Annotated in this window: 18 protein-coding genes; 4 read left to right on the top strand and 14 right to left on the bottom strand. The window is 62.6% G+C overall.

Translation table 11 applies throughout. The features are described from left to right. The 8 genes from fabF to ACE3P0_RS03405 form a co-directional block, all read right to left on the bottom strand. Positions 1-1239: a beta-ketoacyl-ACP synthase II gene (gene fabF, locus ACE3P0_RS03440; protein WP_374399810.1), complete on the bottom strand. Its 1239-nt coding sequence runs from the start codon at positions 1237-1239 to the stop codon at positions 1-3. Between the two features lie 39 nt (positions 1240-1278). Next, positions 1279-1515 carry an acyl carrier protein gene (acpP, locus tag ACE3P0_RS03435; RefSeq protein ID WP_172197857.1) on the bottom strand — a complete coding sequence of 79 codons (237 nt, stop codon included), beginning with the start codon at positions 1513-1515 and terminating at the stop codon, positions 1279-1281. Positions 1516-1621: 106 nt separating this feature from the next. Beyond that, positions 1622-2368 (bottom strand): 3-oxoacyl-ACP reductase FabG, encoded by a 747-nt coding sequence (fabG, locus tag ACE3P0_RS03430; RefSeq protein WP_374399808.1) that lies wholly within the window; start codon positions 2366-2368, stop codon positions 1622-1624. After that, the gene (gene fabD, locus ACE3P0_RS03425; protein ID WP_374399807.1) at positions 2365-3306 is read right to left on the bottom strand and encodes an ACP S-malonyltransferase; all 942 of its coding nucleotides are present in this window, start codon (positions 3304-3306) and stop codon (positions 2365-2367) included. Before fabD ends, fabG begins: the two co-directional genes overlap by 4 nt. A 17-nt stretch (positions 3307-3323) precedes the next feature. After that, positions 3324-4286, bottom strand: coding sequence for a beta-ketoacyl-ACP synthase III (locus tag ACE3P0_RS03420; RefSeq protein ID WP_374399805.1), 963 nt, complete (start codon positions 4284-4286; stop codon positions 3324-3326). Then, positions 4283-5311, bottom strand: coding sequence for a phosphate acyltransferase PlsX (gene plsX / locus ACE3P0_RS03415; protein WP_374399804.1), 1029 nt, complete (start codon positions 5309-5311; stop codon positions 4283-4285). Before plsX ends, ACE3P0_RS03420 begins: the two co-directional genes overlap by 4 nt. A 74-nt stretch (positions 5312-5385) precedes the next feature. Further along, positions 5386-5565, bottom strand: a complete 180-nt coding sequence (gene rpmF, locus ACE3P0_RS03410; RefSeq protein WP_172197842.1) for a 50S ribosomal protein L32 — start codon at positions 5563-5565, stop codon at positions 5386-5388. Positions 5566-5620: 55 nt separating this feature from the next. After that, complete coding sequence (locus ACE3P0_RS03405; protein ID WP_374399801.1) at positions 5621-6139, bottom strand: DUF177 domain-containing protein; 519 nt, start codon at positions 6137-6139, stop codon at positions 5621-5623. A gap of 74 nt (positions 6140-6213) precedes the next feature. Here ACE3P0_RS03405 and ACE3P0_RS03400 point away from each other — a divergent pair, with 74 nt between their 5' ends. Both ACE3P0_RS03400 and ACE3P0_RS03395 read left to right on the top strand, forming a co-directional pair. Continuing rightward, the gene (locus tag ACE3P0_RS03400; protein WP_374399799.1) at positions 6214-6792 is read left to right on the top strand and encodes a nucleoside triphosphate pyrophosphatase; all 579 of its coding nucleotides are present in this window, start codon (positions 6214-6216) and stop codon (positions 6790-6792) included. Further along, positions 6792-7499, top strand: a complete 708-nt coding sequence (locus ACE3P0_RS03395; RefSeq protein WP_374399797.1) for an SAM-dependent methyltransferase — start codon at positions 6792-6794, stop codon at positions 7497-7499. Before ACE3P0_RS03400 ends, ACE3P0_RS03395 begins: the two co-directional genes overlap by 1 nt. Before the next feature lie 22 nt (positions 7500-7521). Here ACE3P0_RS03395 and ACE3P0_RS03390 read toward each other — a convergent pair whose 3' ends face one another. The 4 genes from ACE3P0_RS03390 to ACE3P0_RS03375 are packed head-to-tail and all read right to left on the bottom strand — an operon-like array spanning position 7522 to position 10403. Further along, positions 7522-8454, bottom strand: a complete 933-nt coding sequence (locus ACE3P0_RS03390) for a S49 family peptidase (RefSeq protein ID WP_374399795.1) — start codon at positions 8452-8454, stop codon at positions 7522-7524. Continuing rightward, the gene (locus tag ACE3P0_RS03385) at positions 8451-8804 is read right to left on the bottom strand and encodes a Rieske (2Fe-2S) protein (RefSeq protein ID WP_374399793.1); all 354 of its coding nucleotides are present in this window, start codon (positions 8802-8804) and stop codon (positions 8451-8453) included. Before ACE3P0_RS03385 ends, ACE3P0_RS03390 begins: the two co-directional genes overlap by 4 nt. Then, complete coding sequence (locus tag ACE3P0_RS03380) at positions 8783-9442, bottom strand: HAD-IA family hydrolase (protein WP_374399791.1); 660 nt, start codon at positions 9440-9442, stop codon at positions 8783-8785. The genes ACE3P0_RS03385 and ACE3P0_RS03380 overlap by 22 nt, the downstream gene beginning before the upstream one ends. Then, the gene (locus ACE3P0_RS03375) at positions 9435-10403 is read right to left on the bottom strand and encodes an RluA family pseudouridine synthase (protein WP_374399914.1); all 969 of its coding nucleotides are present in this window, start codon (positions 10401-10403) and stop codon (positions 9435-9437) included. Before ACE3P0_RS03375 ends, ACE3P0_RS03380 begins: the two co-directional genes overlap by 8 nt. A 368-nt stretch (positions 10404-10771) precedes the next feature. On the opposite strand from ACE3P0_RS03375, the gene ACE3P0_RS03370 reads away from it, so the two are divergent. Beyond that, positions 10772-13744 (top strand): Rne/Rng family ribonuclease, encoded by a 2973-nt coding sequence (locus ACE3P0_RS03370; protein WP_374399789.1) that lies wholly within the window; start codon positions 10772-10774, stop codon positions 13742-13744. 87 nt (positions 13745-13831) lie between these two features. Here ACE3P0_RS03370 and ACE3P0_RS03365 read toward each other — a convergent pair whose 3' ends face one another. Together ACE3P0_RS03365 and uvrB are read right to left on the bottom strand one after the other, a co-directional pair. Beyond that, complete coding sequence (locus ACE3P0_RS03365; RefSeq protein WP_374399787.1) at positions 13832-14299, bottom strand: low molecular weight protein-tyrosine-phosphatase; 468 nt, start codon at positions 14297-14299, stop codon at positions 13832-13834. Between the two features lie 75 nt (positions 14300-14374). Beyond that, on the bottom strand, positions 14375-16453 hold the full coding sequence (gene uvrB, locus ACE3P0_RS03360; RefSeq protein ID WP_374399785.1) for an excinuclease ABC subunit UvrB: 2079 nt from the start codon (positions 16451-16453) through the stop codon (positions 14375-14377). Positions 16454-16580: 127 nt separating this feature from the next. Between uvrB and glpX the strand changes: the two genes are divergently transcribed. Then, complete coding sequence (gene glpX, locus ACE3P0_RS03355) at positions 16581-17588, top strand: class II fructose-bisphosphatase (RefSeq protein WP_374399783.1); 1008 nt, start codon at positions 16581-16583, stop codon at positions 17586-17588. Positions 17589-17627: the final 39 nt, after the last annotated feature.

Below are 17627 nucleotides of genomic sequence, written 5' to 3'. Positions count from 1 at the left end.
TCAGACGCGACGGAAGATCAGCGTCGAGTTGGTGCCGCCAAAACCGAAGGAGTTGGACATCGCAGCCCGGATCGTCATCGGCCGTGCCTGCTTCGGCACATAGTCAAGATCGCACCCCTCGCTAGGCGTTTCCAGGTTGATCGTTGGCGGCGCCACCTGATCGCGAATCGCGAGGGTGGTAAATACCGCCTCGATACCCCCGGCCGCACCCAGCAGGTGACCCGTCATCGACTTGGTCGAGCTAACCGAGAGCTTATAGGCGTGCTCACCGAAGCAGCGCTTCACCGCAGTCGTTTCGGCCAGATCGCCGAGCGGCGTGGAGGTGCCGTGCGCATTGACGTAGTCGATTTCATCGAGCTCCGTCTTTGCGTTGCGCAGGGCATTGCGCATGCTGCGCGAGGCTCCCTCGCCATCTTCGCAAGGTGCAGTGATGTGATTTGCATCCGCGCTCATGCCATAACCGGCGAGCTCGGCGTAAATCTTAGCCCCGCGCGCTTTGGCATGTTCGTACTCTTCGAGCACCAACACGCCAGCGCCCTCACCGAGCACAAAACCATCGCGACCAGCATCCCAGGGGCGGCTTGCCGCAGCCGGATCATCGTTGCGGCACGACAGCGCGCGCGCAGCACAGAAACCACCCATACCCAAGAAGGACACCGTCCCCTCGGCACCACCCGCAACCATGATGTCCGCGTCGCCATACTCGATCAGACGCTGGGCTTCACCAATCGCGTGATTGCCCGTTGCACAGGCACTCACCGTTGCGAAGTTCGGCCCCTTGAAGCCGTACTGAATCGATAGCAGACCGGAGATCATGTTGATGATCGACCCCGGCACGAAGAACGGCGAAATCTTGCGTGCGCCGCCCTCCAGCGTCGCGTTGTGCGTGTCTTCGATCATCGGCAGACCGCCGATGCCGGAGCCAATGCAAACGCCGATGCGCTCTGCGTTGTCTGGATGTTCTCCGAGCCCTGCGTCCTTGAGCGCGTCGATTGCCGCGGCCAGGCCGTAGTGGATGAACTTGTCGTAACGGCGCGCTTCCTTACCGGAAACGTAGGCCGTTACGTCGAAGTTCTTGACCTCGCCGGCAATCTGCACCGGTAAGGTCGACGCATCAAAACGCGTGATGCGGGAGATGCCGGAACGCCCATTAAGGATGTTGTCCCAGGCTTCGGAGATGGAATTACCGACCGGACTGATGATACCGAGACCGGTGATGACGACTCTACGACCGCCCAAAGTGCGCTCCGGATCGAGTTACGAGGTTAAAGACTGCGATTACTTCTTGTTGGCAACGACGTAGTCGATTGCCTGCTGAACGCTGGTGATCTTCTCGGCTTCTTCGTCGGGAATCTCGCACTCGAATTCCTCTTCGAGCGCCATGACCAGTTCAACGGTATCCAGCGAGTCAGCGCCCAGATCGTCCACGAAGGAAGACTCGTTCTTGATGTCAGCCTCGTTGACGCCGAGTTGTTCGGCAACGATCTTCTTGACGCGTTGTTCGATGTTCTCCATTGACCACTCCTTCTCTAAATTCGGGGGTGAAAACCCCACTATTTTACCAAAAAGAAACCATGAAATGCGGGCATGCGCCCCTACTGCCTAGGCACCCAAGCGGCGCTTATGACATGTACATTCCGCCGTTCGCATGCAGCGTAACGCCGGACACATAGCTGGCCGCAGGCGACGCCAGGAACGCCACCGCTGCCGCAATCTCTTCAGGGCGACCAAGTCGCCCAAGCGCGATCTGACCCAACAGCGCATCACGCTGCCCGTCACCGAGCGCGCGGGTCATGTCCGTATCGATGAAGCCCGGCGCAACACAGTTCACCGTGATATTCCGGCTGCCCAGCTCTCGGGCCAGCGCACGGGTCATGCCAGCAACACCAGCCTTCGCCGCCGCATAGTTCGCCTGCCCTGCGTTGCCGGACGAGCCGACGACCGAGGTGATGTTGACGATACGGCCGTAACGCGCCTTCATCATCGCGCGCATGACAAGCTTGGACATGCGGAAAACAGCCTTGAGATTGGTGTCGATCACCGCGTCCCACTCATCGTCCTTCATCCGAATCGCAATGTTGTCGCGCGTGATGCCGGCGTTGTTCACCAGCACCGACACGGCACCGAATTCTTGTTCGATACGCGCCAGCGCCGCCTCGCAATCGGCAGCATCTGTGACGTTCAAACGCAGCCCGACACCCTTGATGCCTGCCTCCGTAAGCGCAGCCGAAATCGCCTCCGCACCGGAATCCGAGGTCGCAGTACCAATTACCACAGCCCCCTGGCGCCCCAACTCAAGCGCCGTCGCGCGGCCGATGCCACGACTGGCACCGGTTACCAGTGCAATTTGCCCTTCAAGCGCGGTCATGCTGCAACCCCCTTGGTCATCTCGAGAATCTTTGCGAGGCTCTCCGCATCCGAAATGGCGAGCGCTTCAGGCCCTGCTGCGCAGCGCTTCACCAACCCCATCAGCACCTTGCCTGGGCCGCATTCAACGACTTGCGTAGCACCGTGAGCAGCGATCGCCTGCACTGTCTCGATCCAGCGAACCGGCGAGTAGGCTTGCCGTACAAGCGCATCCTTGATGCGCGCCGGGTCCGACTCAAGCGCGACGTCAACATTGTTCACTACAGGGATTGCAGGCGTGCGAACGTTTACCGACTGCAATGCGATCGCGAGGTGCTCTGCCGCCGGACGCATCAAAGCGCTGTGGAACGGCGCGCTGACCGGTAGCGATAGCGCACGCTTGGCACCCCGAGCCTTGGCAGCGTCGCAAGCGCGCGCAACGGCGCCGGCGTGACCTGCAATTACGATCTGGCCGGGGTCGTTAAGGTTCGCCGCTGCAACTTCTTCGCCTTGCGCCGCCTCGGCACACGCTTCGGCCACTAGTGCCGGTGAGAGGCCCAGAATTGCCGCCATAGCGCCCGTTCCGGCGGGTACAGCATCCTGCATAGCCTGAGCACGCAAACGAACGAGACGTACCGCGTCCGACAGTTCAAGCGCCCCCGCCGCGACCAGTGCGGAATACTCGCCCAGGCTATGGCCCGCCACGACACTCGGCACGGCGCCACCAGCGGCGCACCAGGCGCGCCATACAGCAACGCCGGCTGTCAGCATCAGCGGCTGCGTATTGACCGTCATCGACAGACGCTCAGCGGGGCCGTCAGCCGCCATCACCCAAAGATCTTCGCCAAGCGCGGCGGAAGCTTCGGCAAACGTCGCACGAATCACGTCTGAGTCGCCATAGGCGGCCATCATGCCAACCGACTGCGACCCCTGACCGGGGAATACAAACGCAAAGCTCATCGCATCCTCACTCGGTATTACAGACGCAGCAACGCTGCGCCCCAGGTAAAGCCACCACCCACGCCTTGCAGCATCACACTCTGCCCCGGCTGGACACGGCCATCCCGCACGGCCGCATCAAGCGCAAGCGGCACCGAAGCCGCCGATGTATTGCCATGGCGATCGACGGTAACGATGACCTTCTCGAACGGCAGATGCAGTCGCTTGGCGGTCGCCTGAAGAATCCGGATATTCGCCTGGTGCGGAATCAGCCAATCGAGCTGATCGGCCGTCATGCCAGCCTGCTCAAGCACTTCATTGGCAATGTCGCCCAGGACACGAACGGCCACTTTGAACACCGCCGCACCATCCATGTGGATGAAGGGCGAGCCCTCGACGTGACCGTCGCGGATATTTCCCGGCACCTCGAGAATCTCGTGCAGGCTGCCATCGGCATGCAGCGCCGTTGCGAGCAGGCCGGGCGTTTCCGAGGCTTCGAGCAGCACCGCACCGGCGCCGTCGCCGAACAGCACGCAGGTACGACGGTCGTCCCAGTCAATGATGCGCGAAAACACTTCAGCACCGATAACCAGCGCCCGACGATTCGAGCCCGAGCGGATGAACTTGTCTGCGATCGTCAGCGCATAGACGAAACCGCTGCACACAGCCTGAACGTCGAAAGCAGGGAACCCCGCCACGCCAAGTTCAGCCTGGATCAGACAGGCCGTGCTGGGGAAGACCTTGTCCGGCGTTGAGGTCGCAACAATGATCAGATCGACATCGGCCGCCGTGCGGCCGGCCGCTTCAAGCGCGCGTCGGGCCGCTTCCGCCCCCAACACGCTGGACGTCACGCCCGCCGAAGCAAGGTGGCGGGCACGGATGCCGGTGCGTTCGATGATCCAGCTATCTGACGTGTCGATGCCACGCGCCACCAGATCGTCGTTGGTGACGGGATCTCCCGGCAGTACGCTGCCGGTACCTACGACCCTGGAATAGATCACTGCGCCACTCCTTCTGCTGCAAGGTGCGCGCTCACGCGCGCGGTGATGCGATCAACCACTTGATTGCGGGCAGCCTCGGCCGCTCGCCGGAGCGCATGCTCAAACGCAAACGCATCGGCCGAGCCATGACTCTTGAACACGACGCCACGCAACCCCAACAGCGCGGCACCGTTGTAGCGTCGATGATCAACACGCTGCTTGAAATGGCGCAGCGCAGGCATCGCGAGCAGCGCAACAAGCTTCGTGTAGAGATTGCGCTTGAGCTCCTGCCGGAGCGTCGTCGCCATCATCTGCGCCACGCCCTCGGAGGCCTTCAGTGCCACGTTGCCAACAAAGCCATCGCAGACAACAACATCGGTCGTGGCCTTGTAGATGTCGTTGCCTTCAACGTTTCCGTAGAAATTGAGCCCGCTGCTGCGTAGCAATTCGGCCGCCTGCTTGACGACCTCGTTGCCCTTGATCTCTTCCTCGCCGATGTTCAGCAAGCCGACCGTTGGGCGCTCCTTGTGCTCAAGGGCGGAGACCAGCATCGCCCCCATGATGCCGAACTGCAGCAGATGCTCGGCCGAACAGTCGACGTTGGCACCGAGATCGAGCACATAGGTGTGCCGATCATCCTGTGCCGGCAAGATCGTCGCGATCGCCGGGCGGTCGATGCCGCTGATGGTCTTCAGGACAAAACGCGCGATCGCCATCAACGCCCCGGTATTGCCCGCCGACACCGCCGCTTGCGCATCACCAGATTTGACCCGATCGATCGCAACGCGCATCGACGAATCTTTCTTGGCGCGCAGCGCGCTGGCAGGCGCCTCGTGCATCTCCACGACTTGCGTCACGGGCACGAAACGGGCACGACCGGGAAATTCGCCCGCCAATCTTGAAGCATCCGCTTCGATGGCTTGGGGCAGACCGACCAGCAGTACGCTGGCGTATGGATCGTCGCGCAGGAACTGGCGGGCTGCGGGCAGTGTGACCGAGGGGCCAAAATCACCGCCCATACAGTCGATCGCGAGCGTTACCTGCATCGATAGTGACTGGTGGGTAGGGACGAACAAAAACGGCGCCAGGCACCCTGGCGCCGTTTTTGTCGAAGAGGAAATTATTCGCCCTTGGCCTTCATGACCTTGCGGCCACGATAAACACCCGACGGCGACACATGGTGACGCAGGTGCACTTCGCCGGTAGTGGGTTCGACAGCGGTCGCAGGACCGGTCAGAAAATCATGGGCACGATGCATGCCGCGCTTCGACGGCGACTTTTTGTTCTGTTGAACAGCCATTTGATGCTCCTTCGCTGAACTTCGTTAATCAGGCCCGTCGAAACTCGAACCGGGCTCAAACCTTTTTTCCCGCCCCGCGCAGGTTCGCCAGCGCGGCGAAGGGCGACGCGCTGTCGTCCCGTTCGCGGGGTTGCGGGGTATCACACACCTCATGTCGCGGCGAAATCGGCAACGCCAGCAGCAGTTCATCCTCGACCAAGGCCTGCACGTCGAGATTGCGCTCAGCCAGAATCGGATCGAAGGAGTCATCCTCCAGCTCGTCATCCGGCATCGGCTGCCCGAGCGGCACAAGCAGGAATCGAACATCCAACGCCAAATCCAGCGCGAGCGGCGCGAGACAACGCTGACATTCAACCCGCGGCTCCGCCTCGATTGAAACCAGCAGGAAGCGATCGTCGCCGACCTCACTCCCGACCACCTCAACCTGAACCGAACCCTGCGTATCCACCAACTCCTCACGCAAGCGTGAGAACGCGGAAATCTCGATTGCACCCCCAAGACGCTCGCCGCGCCGCGCGAATTCGAGCGGATCGGCAATCAACCACGAGGCAAAACCAGCCTGCTGTTGCGACATAAACGAGCAATGATATTATCCAAGACCCTTCCTGTCAAAGGCGAATCGCCGCAACCGGCGACACGCCCGTCCCGATGCGCAAACTCGTTCTCGCCTCTACGTCCCGCTACCGTCGCGAACTCCTTGAGCGGCTTGAGCTTCCATTTGAAACCGACAAGCCTGATACCGACGAAACGCCGCTCGCCGGCGAAGCGCCAGCCGAAACAGCGATTCGGCTGGCAGAGACCAAAGCGCGCGCGGTCGCCGTGCGCCACCCTGACGCCCTGATCATCGGCTCGGATCAAGTTGCGAGTATTGGTGACGAGCGCTTCGGCAAACCCGGAACCGTTGAGCGCGCAATCTCGCAACTACGGCAGATGAGCGGCAAAGCCATCATTTTCCACACCGCGGTATGTCTGCTCGACACCCGCACCGGGCACGTTTCAACGCTATGCACCCCCACCGAAGTGGGCTTTCGAACCCTGAGCGACAAAGAGATCGAACGTTACGTCGCCCGCGAAATGCCGCTGGATTGCGCCGGCAGCGCGAAGTCCGAAGCGCTGGGAATCACACTGCTTGACCATATCCGCGGGGACGACCCGAACGCACTGGTTGGCTTGCCGATGATCGCGCTGTGCCGCCTGCTGCGCGAGGCCGGGATTCAGACAATCTGATGACCGGCACCCTTTTCCTGCTGCCCGTCGCGCTTGGCCCAGCCGACTCCGCCACGCTGCATCCGCCAGCGACACTCGAAACCGCGCGACACCTCCACCATTTCGTCGTGGAGAACGCAAAAAGTGCGCGCGCCGAACTCAAGCGTATCGCCCACCCTCAGCCACTGCAGTCGCTCAAGATCGACGAACTACCCAAGACGCCATCGGAAGCCGAACTCGCCGCACTACTTGCACCGGCCGTCACGGGGAACGATATCGGCCTGATGTCAGAAGCCGGCTGCCCCGCGGTCGCCGACCCAGGCGCCCTACTCGTGCGCCAGGCTCACCGCATGGGCATTCGCGTCGCGCCGCTGGTCGGCCCATCGTCGTTACTACTTGGCTTGATGGCCTCAGGCCTGAACGGACAGAGCTTTGCTTTCCACGGCTACCTGCCGGTGAAAGACGCAGAGCGCGCCACCTCGCTGCGCGAGCTTGAGAAGGAGTCGCGTCGCTTCAAACGGACCCAGCTGTTCATTGAAACGCCGTACCGCAACCAGGCGATGTTCGCCGCGCTGCTCGCCAGCCTGTCGCCAGAAACCCAGCTCTGCGTCGCGCGAGAACTGACGACCGCTGGAGAATGGATCGCCACGCGCAGCGTCGCGGCATGGAAAAAAAGTGAGGCGCCCGATCTCGATCGGCGCCCCACCGTGTTCCTGTTTCTCGCTTAGCGGCCAGGCAGACCGCTCGCGGTCAGCGATAACGCGTCTCGACCATGCCCTCAGAGAACGACTGTGCCGCGACACCACCAAGTCGGCGCGCGAGACGCTCGAAGGTGGCTTCGCGCTCCGTGTAGTCGCGCAGCTTCTCCGCCTTGATCACGTCGCGCGCAACCGAACTAACCGTCCCGGTCGCGTCCGCGAGCCCAAGCTCGATACTCTTCTGACCCGTCCAGACAAGGCCGGAGAACATATCGGGCGTTTCCTTCAAGCGCTTGCCACGTCCCTTGCGCACGGCGTCGATGAACTGCGAGTGAATCTCCTGCAGCATCGCGTTCGCATGCTCGACATGACGCGGAACCGAGGGAGAAAACGGATCAAGAAATGCCTTGTTGTCGCCCGCGGTGTACACGCGCCGCTCGACACCAAACTTCTGCATTGCCTCGGTAAACCCGAAGCCATCCATGATCACGCCGATCGATCCAACCAGACTGGCCTTGTCTACGTAGATTTTGTCGGCCGCCGCAGCAATGTAGTAGCCACCCGACGCGCAGAGCTCCTCGACCACCGCATACACCGGCAGCGAAGGCCTGGTCGCCTTGAGGCGTTTGATTTCGTCGTAGATCGCCCCTGCTTGCACTGGGCTGCCGCCGGGGCTGTTGATCTTGATGAGCACACCCTTTACCGCGTCGTTCTTGAATGCCTCGCGCAGCGCCGTATTCACCCGCGCGGCGCTCGCCGGGTTATTCGCAGCAATCACACCATCAAGCTCGATAACCGCTGTATGCGGATGACCATCGACGCCCTCCGGACTGCGGCCAGCCCACATGATCCAGAGAAACACACCGAAGTACGCAACCCCCAACAGCTTGAAGAAAATTCCCCAACGACGGCGACGGCGCTGCTCCTTGAGCGCCTCGGTGGCGAGATCTTCGATCAGTTTGCGTTCCCAGACTTGTTCGCTCATGCAGTTTTCTCAAGGAGGTAGATATGCCCGTCGCGCTCGATCACATCGAGCTTCGGCAAGCGGCCGCCGCGACACGGGCCGGCAAGACAGTACCCGCCAACCGGGTCGTAAAGCGCACCGTGCGTTGCACAAATCAAGTATACGCCCGAGTCGTCGAAGAACTTGCCCGGCTGCCAGTCCAGTTCGACTGGCACATGCGCGCAGCGGTTAACGTAGGCGCGCACTTCGCCTCGATAGCGCACCACAAAGCCCGTTTCGTCACCAAAGGCCGTGCGAATTGGGAAGCGCACGCCATTACCCCCCTCCAGCACATCAGCGCTGGCGCAGATCAGGCGTTCGCCGTCAGCCATGCATCGAGTTCCATCATCGAGTGCACCAAACCAAGCGGCGCAAGGGCTTCGAGCACGTCCACCGGGTGAGCACCGTAACTGACGCCCACCGCTGGCGTGCCGGCGTTCTGCGCCATGAGCAGATCATGCGTCGTATCGCCGATCATCAGCGTGCGCTCAGGCGCGACGGCGAATTCTTCAATCAGCTCAAGCAGCATCGCCGGATGCGGCTTCGAGAAGGTTTCGTCGGCGGTACGCGAACCATGGAACAACGCGCCTAGGCCGCTCGCGACAAACGCGCGATCAAGTCCGGCGCGGCTTTTGCCTGTCGCAACAGCCAAGCCGTAGCCCGCACCGCCAAGGCGCTCAATCAGCGCGCGAGCACCGTCAAACAGCACCAGCGCTTCGTCACGCGCGAAGTAATGATGGCGGTAGCGTTCGACCATGCGCGGATAGTCGGCGGGATCGAGCGCAGGCACCGCCGTGTGCAGCGCATCATTAAGCCCCAGGCCAATGACGTGGCTTGCCTGCTCGCGATCCGGCACCGGCAAGCCGAGATCCGCACATGCAGCCTGAATCGCCGCGACGATGGTGGCGGTCGAATCCATCAGCGTGCCATCCCAATCGAAAACGATCAGGTCAAATCGGCGCTCAACCATAGGTCCGCGCCTCCTTTTCGTCGAGGCGAGCAACGAAAGCCGCCAGCTCGTCAGGCAATGGTGCCGAGAGCGACAAAGGCTCGCCAGACACCGGGTGCGGCACCACGAGGCTCGCCGCATGCAGGAACATGCGTTTCAAGCCTTCTTTCTGAAGCGCCCTGTTCAATGCGAAGTCGCCGTATTTGTCATCGCCTGCGAGCGGAAAACCCAGATGCGTCAGATGCACCCGGATCTGGTGCGTCCGCCCGGTCTTGATCTGCACCTCGACCAGACTGAAGCGCTCCCAGCGCGCCACTAGCCGCACGATGCTGTGCGAAGCTTTGCCGTCCTTATCCACGGCAACACGTCGCTCACCTTCCTCGGTGAGATATTTGGTCAGCGCCAGCTTGATGTGCTGCACCGGGTTCGGCCATTTGCCGACCACCAGCGCGAGGTAGCGCTTATCAAGCCCCCCCTCGCGCAGCACGTCGTGCAGCCGGTTCAGCGCCGAGCGCTTCTTGCCGATCAGCAGGATGCCCGAGGTTTCGCGATCGAGCCGGTGCGCCAGTTCGAGAAAGCGCTGCTGCGGCCGTTGCTGCCGCAACTGCTCGATCACGCCGAAGCTCACACCGCTGCCGCCGTGCACCGCGGTGCCCGCCGGCTTGTTGATCGCCAGCAAAGCCTCGTCCTCAAACAAAATCGGAAACTCGCGTCCCGGCACCGGTGCCTTGTCGGCCTTCTCGGCCAGGCGCAGCGGCGGAATCCGGACTTCATCCCCCGCTGCGAGGCGATAGGTTTGATCGATGCGCCCTTTGTTGACCCGCACCTCGCCGCTGCGCAGGATCCGGTAAATCAGGCTCTTCGGCACGCCCTTGCAGACGCGGACGAGGAAATTGTCGATGCGCTGACCGGCATCGTTGTCGTCAATCAGCACGCGCTGGACGGCTGGGGGGGCGGACGGGGTTTTGCCTTGCAAGACCATGTTGAATATACTGCTTGGGTTCGTCCGGTACGTCCGGCTCGGGCCGCACCTCGCAGGATGCAGGTACGGACCAGTCGGCGATGAGCTAAGCTCCCAGAGGAACGCCAAGCCAACCGTCGCTGGAGCACAAAAGCTCGCGATGGTACCCAAAAAACACTTGACCACATAGTTGGCGCGCAACTCGCAGAATGCAAGGCCCTGAGCGGTCGGCTGAACCTCGCCGAGACTGCAGGACCGATCAGTACGAATCCCGCGACTCTTTTTGAAAACGAACCATCGCATGACAGCGTTCCCGACAATCTGAGTACGCCGTCCGAATCGGACGGTGCGGTTCGTTCTGCCCGCTTGCGCGCGGGAGAACAACACCAATGAAGCGCATGCTTTTTAATGCGACGCAGGCCGAAGAACTGCGCGTCGCAATCGTAGATGGTCAGAAACTGATCGATCTCGATATCGAGTCGGCCGCCAAGGAGCAACGCAAGAGCAACATCTACAAAGGCGTCGTGACACGCGTCGAGCCCAGTCTCGAAGCGGCCTTTGTCGACTATGGTGCGGAGCGCCATGGCTTTCTGCCGTTCAAGGAAATTTCCCGCGCCTATTTCAAGGAAGGCGTTGAGGCTTCCCGCGCCCGCATTCAGGACGCGATCAAGGAAGGCCAGGAACTGATCGTCCAGGTCGAGAAGGACGAACGTGGCAACAAGGGCGCAGCCCTGACCACCTTCATCTCGCTCGCCGGCCGCTACCTGGTACTGATGCCGAACAACCCGCGTGGCGGTGGCGTTTCGCGCCGCGTCGAGGGTGACGACCGCGCAGAACTGCGTGACGCACTGGATCAGCTGGACGTTCCGTCCGGCATGAGCATGATCGCGCGTACCGCCGCGATCGGCCGCGCGGCGGAAGAGCTGCAGTGGGATCTGAACTACCTCGCCCAGCTGTGGAAGGCGATTGAGGGTGCAGCGAAGGGCCAGAGCGGTGCTTACCTGATCTATCAGGAAGGCAGCCTCGTCATCCGTGCGATCCGCGACTATTTCTCGTCGGACATCGGTGAAATCCTGATCGACACCGATGACGTGTACGAACAGGCCCGCCAGTTCATGGCGCATGTGATGCCGACCAACGTGCATCGCGTGAAACGCTATCGCGACGATGTGCCGCTGTTCTCGCGTTTCCAGATCGAGCACCAGATTGAATCGGCTTACTCGCGCCAAGTGAACCTACCCTCGGGCGGCGCCGTGGTGATCGACCACACCGAAGCGCTGGTGGCGGTCGACGTGAACTCCGGCCGTGCAACCCGCGGCGCGGACATCGAAGAAACCGCACTGAAGACCAACCTCGAGGCTGCTGATGAAGTGGCCCGCCAGCTGCGCTTGCGCGACCTGGGCGGCCTGATCGTCATCGACTTCATCGACATGGAAAACCCGAAGAGCCAACGCGAGGTGGAAAACCGCCTGCGCGATGCCCTTCGCCACGACCGCGCCCGCGTGCAGACTGGCAAGATCAGCCGCTTCGGCCTGTTAGAGCTCTCGCGCCAGCGCCTGCGCCCTGCACTGGCTGAAACCAGCTACATCACCTGCCCGCGCTGTACCGGTACCGGCCACATCCGCTCGACCGAGTCGGCCGCGCTGCACATCCTGCGCATCCTCGAAGAGGAAGCGATGAAGGAAAACACGGGCGCGCTGCACTGCCAAGTGCCCGTTGATGTGGCGACCTTCCTGCTGAACGAAAAGCGCGACGATATCGCCAAGATCGAGCTGCGTCACAAGGTCAACCTGCTGCTGATCCCGAACCGACACCTCGAAACGCCGGCGCACGAAATCATCCGCCTGCGTCACGACCAGCTGAACTCGGAAGAGCTGAACCTGCCCAGCTACAAGATGGCGCAGATGCCGGCCGATGCGAACTACGTACCGCCGTCAGCCAACACCGAAGCCAAGCCCCCGCGCCAGGAAGCGGCGATCCGCTCGTTCACGCCGGACCAGCCGGCCCCGATCGTGGAGCCGAAGCCGGAAGCAACACCCGTCGCCCCAGCCGCGACACCCCAGCCGGGCATGAGCCTGCTCCAGCGCATCCTGAATTGGTTCCGCGGCGGTGACGCCACCACCACGGCGCCGGCCGCAAAGCCGGCCGAAACCAAGGATGCCGGCCGCAATGGGCGTCGCAACGAGCGTAGCCGTGGCGAGCGTGGCGGCCGTAGCAACCGCGAAGAGCGCGGCGAGCGTGGCAACCGGGAGGAACGCAACCGCGACGGCCAGAAGGGCCGCGACGAACAGCGCAACCGTAACGAAGCGCGCGGCGAGAAGACCCGTGATCGCCAGGCGGCCAAGCCCGAGGCGCCGGCGGAGCCGGCCGCCAAGCCGCAGCGCGAAGGTGGCGAACGCAGCCGTCGCGAAGAGAACCGCGGCGAACGCGCAGAGAAGCCCGAGGGCCAAGCCCAGGAGCGCCGTGAGCGCCAACCGCGCGAGCCGCGTCAGCCGCGTCAGCCGAAGCCGGTTGCGACGGAAGCCGACATCGCGACGGTGATCGATACCGGCGCCATCGACGGCGTGGCTCCGGTCAACGAGGTCGCACCGCAGGCAGATGAAGGCGAGGGCAGCAGCCGTCGTCGCAACCGTCGCGGTCGTCGTGGTGGGGAGCGTCGCCATAACGAAGCCGTCGCTCAGGAACAAGGCGATAACGCCAACCGTCCGGTCGAAATCATGTTCTACCCGACCCCGGAGGCCGCTGCTGCTGCCGCAGAAGCGCAAGCCGCAGCTGACGCTGCTCGCCGCGCCGAAGCAAAGGCCCGCCGCGCCGAACGTGATGCAGAACGTCAGGCCAACCGCGAGCGCCGCCAGCGCCAGGCACCGGTGGAGATCATGTTCTACCCGACGCCTGAAGCAGCAGCCGCAGCCGCGGCACAAGAGGCTGCAGCAAGCGAAGCGCAGCAGGTCGTGAGCGTGCCGGCCGTCGACTCCGTTGCGGCGCCCGTCGCTGCTGTGGTCGAGACGGTTGCCGCAGCTGCTAGCGTCGAGCCGGTTGCAGCCGAACCGGCCGCCGCGGCGGTCGAAGCTGCCGTCAGCGCGCCCGTCGCACCGGCCGCGCCGGCCAATGTTGCCGAGGCAGAGCCACTTCCGGTACGCGCCGCCGCTGCACGCACCCAAACGCAACTGCCGTTCGACCTGAGCGCCGTGCTGAAGAGCGATGAACTCGTCATGATCGAGACGCGCAGCGACGTGCCGGCAAGCCCGGTCGCCGCAACCGCAGACACGGTCGAAGCGCCTGCCCGTCGCCGTCGCCAACGTCCAGCACGCCCGGTCGTGGCGGACGAGCCGCTGCAACAGGTCGAAACGCGTAACGAGTAAGCGTCCACCCGCCGTAAAAAAAGCCCCGCTTGCCTTGGCAAACGGGGCTTTTTCATTTCGGTTCGCGGTTCGGGGCGGCCTTACGACTTACAGCTTGCCAGCCTTGATCGCAGCCAGCATTGCCGTGACGCCGTCCTCGCACAGATCGAGCACATGCTCGAAGCCCGCCTCACCGCCGTAGTAAGGGTCCGGCACATCCAGCCCGATACCTTCAGCGATGAAATCGCGGAACAAGTGCAATTTGGCAGCGTGCCCCGGCGGGCAAATTCGTTTCATGTGAGCGAGATGACCGCGATCCATTGCGACCAGCAGATCGAACAGTTCGAAATCAGCCGCCACCAATTTGCGTGCGCGCAACTTGCCAAGCTCGTAGCCACGGAGCTTCGCCGCACGCTGCGAGCGCGGATCGGGCGCCTCCCCTGCATGCAGCCCCTGAATGCCCGCCGAATCTACCTCCACGTCGGCACCGGCGGCGTCAATCATGGCCCTTGCAACGCCCTCTGCCGTCGGCGAGCGACAGATATTCCCGGTACAAATGAACAGTACGCGCTTCATGCTCTGAAATTTTCTCGTTGTTGTCTTGAAACTTCCTGATCCGCCGGCTGCCGGCAGATCAGTGCTTACTGACGCTCACGGCAGTCCGTGCTGGTCGGCCCCAAACGCCCGCTGGCGCAACCTGAAGAGCTCATCCCGCGCGGCCGCAGCCTTCTCGAACTCCAGGTTTCGCGCGTGCTCAAGCATGTCCTTCTCAAGCTTCTTGATCGCCTTCGCAAGCGCCTTCTCGTCCATCAGCGCGTAGTCGGCGTCGGCCTCCGCGACCTTGAGCGCCTTGCTGCTTTCGCCCTCGTGGTAGACGCCGTCGATGATGTCCTTGATCCGTTTATGCACCGACTTCGGCACGATGCCATTGGCCTCGTTGTGCGCAATCTGCTTGGCGCGACGGCGTTCCGTCTCGCCGATCGCGGCGCGCATCGAGTCGGTGATGCGGTCGGCGTAGAGGATCGCAGTGCCGTGCAGATGGCGCGCCGCGCGGCCAATGGTCTGGATCAGACTGCGCTCGGAACGCAGGAAGCCTTCCTTGTCCGCATCGAGAATCGCCACCAGCGACACCTCGGGGATATCCAGCCCCTCGCGCAGCAGGTTGATGCCAATCAGTACATCGAACTCGCCCAAGCGGAGATCGCGGATGATCTCCACCCGTTCAACCGTGTCGATATCCGAATGCAGGTAGCGTACGCGGATGCCGTTTTCGCCCAGGTAATCAGTCAGTTCTTCCGCAAGTCGTTTGGTCAGTACGGTCACTAGCACCCGCTCTTCAACTGCGGTGCGCTTGCGGATTTCAGTCAGCAGATCATCGACCTGGGTAATCGCCGGCCGCACATCGATCACCGGATCGACCAGTCCCGTCGGCCGCACCACCTGCTCGACGACCTGGCCCTGATGCTGCTCCTCATAAGCCGCGGGCGTCGCCGAAACGAAGATGCTCTGCGGCATCAAACGCTCGAATTCCTCGAACTTAAGCGGCCGGTTATCCACCGCCGAGGGCAGCCGGAAGCCGTAGCCGACCAGATTCTCCTTGCGCGCCCGGTCGCCCTTGAACATGCCGCCAACCTGTGGAATCGCGACGTGCGACTCGTCGATGAACATCAGCGCATCGCGCGGCAGGTAGTCGATCAGCGTAGGAGGCGCCTCTCCCGGTGCGCGGCCGGAGAGGTGTCGCGAGTAGTTTTCGATGCCCTTGCAGAAGCCAACCTCGGTGAGCATCTCAAGATCGAAACGCGTGCGCTGCTCGATGCGCTGCGCTTCGACCAGCTTGTTCTCGCTCACATAGAAGGCGATGCGCTCTCGCAGCTCCTCCTTGATGCCCTCGATCGCCTTGAGCACCGTCGCGCGCGGCGTTACGTAGTGGCTGGACGGGAACACCGTGAAGCGACCGAGCTTCTGCTTCAAGTGCCCAGTCAGCGGATCGAACAACGTGATGTGCTCGATCTCGTCGTCGAACAACTCCAGCCGCACCGCCATTTCGGCGTTCTCGGCCGGGAAGATGTCGATCACATCGCCGCGCACGCGGAAGGTGCCACGCTTGAAATCGAGATCGGAGCGCGAGTACTGCATGCCGACCAAGCGCTGCACCACATCGCGCTGCGGCATCTTCTCGCCCTCACGCAGGTGCAGGATCATCGAGTGGTAATCGACCGGGTCGCCGATACCGTAGATGCAGGACACGGTCGCCACGATCACCACGTCGCGCCGCTCAAGCAGGCTCTTGGTCGCGGACAGCCGCATCTGCTCGATGTGCTCGTTGATCGCCGAATCCTTCTCGATGAAGAGATCCCGGCTCGGCACATAGGCCTCGGGCTGGTAGTAGTCGTAGTAAGAGACGAAGTACTCGACCGCGTTTTCCGGGAAGAACTCGCGAAACTCTGCGTACAGTTGCGCCGCGAGTGTCTTGTTCGGCGCAAGCACCAGCGCCGGCTTGCCGGTGCGCGCGATGACGTTGGCCATCGTATAGGTCTTGCCCGAACCAGTAACGCCGAGCAGGGTCTGGTACATCAGCCCGTCCTCAACGCCTTCGGTCAGCTTGGCGATGGCCGTGGGCTGGTCGCCCGCAGGCGGAAACGGCTGGTGCAGGCGAAATGGGCTACCTGGAAATTCGACGATCACGGGGCGCTCCAGAAAACTGGCCGAACCTTGGATTGTATGCCGCATCGCAAGTTCACCCGCGGCTTGTTTCGTCGGCGCGGGCAGGACCGCGCCGACCCGTTTACAATGCCGCCCCTGAATTGACCCGCCGACACGCCACGAGCAAGACGGCCCACAACAGGAATCCCAGAGCATGAGACGCGAACTTGCGATCGAATTCACCCGAGTCACCGAAGCCGCAGCACTTGCCGGCTATAAATGGCTCGGCCGCGGCGACAAGAACATGGCCGACGGCGCCGCCGTCGAGGCGATGCGCTTCGTGCTGAATCAGATCCAGATCGATGGCGAGATCGTCATCGGCGAAGGCGAGATCGACGAAGCACCCATGCTCTACATCGGCGAACACGTGGGCCGCGGTGGCGACGGCGTGGATATCGCAGTCGACCCGATCGACGGCACCCGCATGACCGCCATGGGCCAGAACAACGCGGTGGCGGTGCTTGCAGCGGGCGACAAAGGCAGCTTCATGCGCGCACCGGACATGTACATGGAGAAACTGATCGTCGGCAATCCGGCCAAAGGCGCGATCGATCTGCACAAATCGCTGGAAGAAAACCTGCACTCCGTGGCCGCAGCGCTCGGCAAACCAGTCAACCGCCTGACCGTGATCACGCTGGCGAAACCGCGCCACGAGGCGGCGATCAAGGAAATGCATGCACTCGGCTGCAAGGTCTTTGCGATCCCCGACGGCGACGTGGCCGCGTCGGTGATGGCCTGCATGCCGGACAATGAAGTCGACATGCTCTACTGCATCGGCGGTGCGCCCGAGGGCGTCGTGTCCGCAGCAGTCGCCCGCGCGCTGGATGGCGACATGCAGGGTCGCCTGATCCCACGTGATATCGCCAAGGGCGCGACACCCGAGAACGTGGCGCTCGGCGCGGAAGAGCGGGCGCGCTGCGCGAAGATGGGCATCGCAGTAAATACCGTGCTCACACTCGACGAAATGGCTCGCACCGACAATGTGATCATCGCCGTCACAGGCATCACCAAGGGCGACCTGCTCGAAGGCGTTACCAGCGATGGCACCTTTGCGACGACCGAGACGCTGCTGATCCGTGGCAAGTCGCGCACGATCCGACGCATCCACTCGACGCATTACCTCGCCCGCAAGGACGACGCGATCAAGTCGCTGATCCTTTGATTCGGGCCGGCATATCGGCAATCCACGCCCAGATGCAAG

Origin of the sequence: Niveibacterium sp. (assembly GCF_041909475.1) — a bacterium.
In the GTDB taxonomy this organism is placed as follows: Bacteria; Pseudomonadota; Gammaproteobacteria; order Burkholderiales; family Rhodocyclaceae; genus Niveibacterium.
The sequence above is the reverse complement of the archived record's forward strand: the minus strand, read 5'-3'. Positions and strand labels throughout refer to the sequence as shown.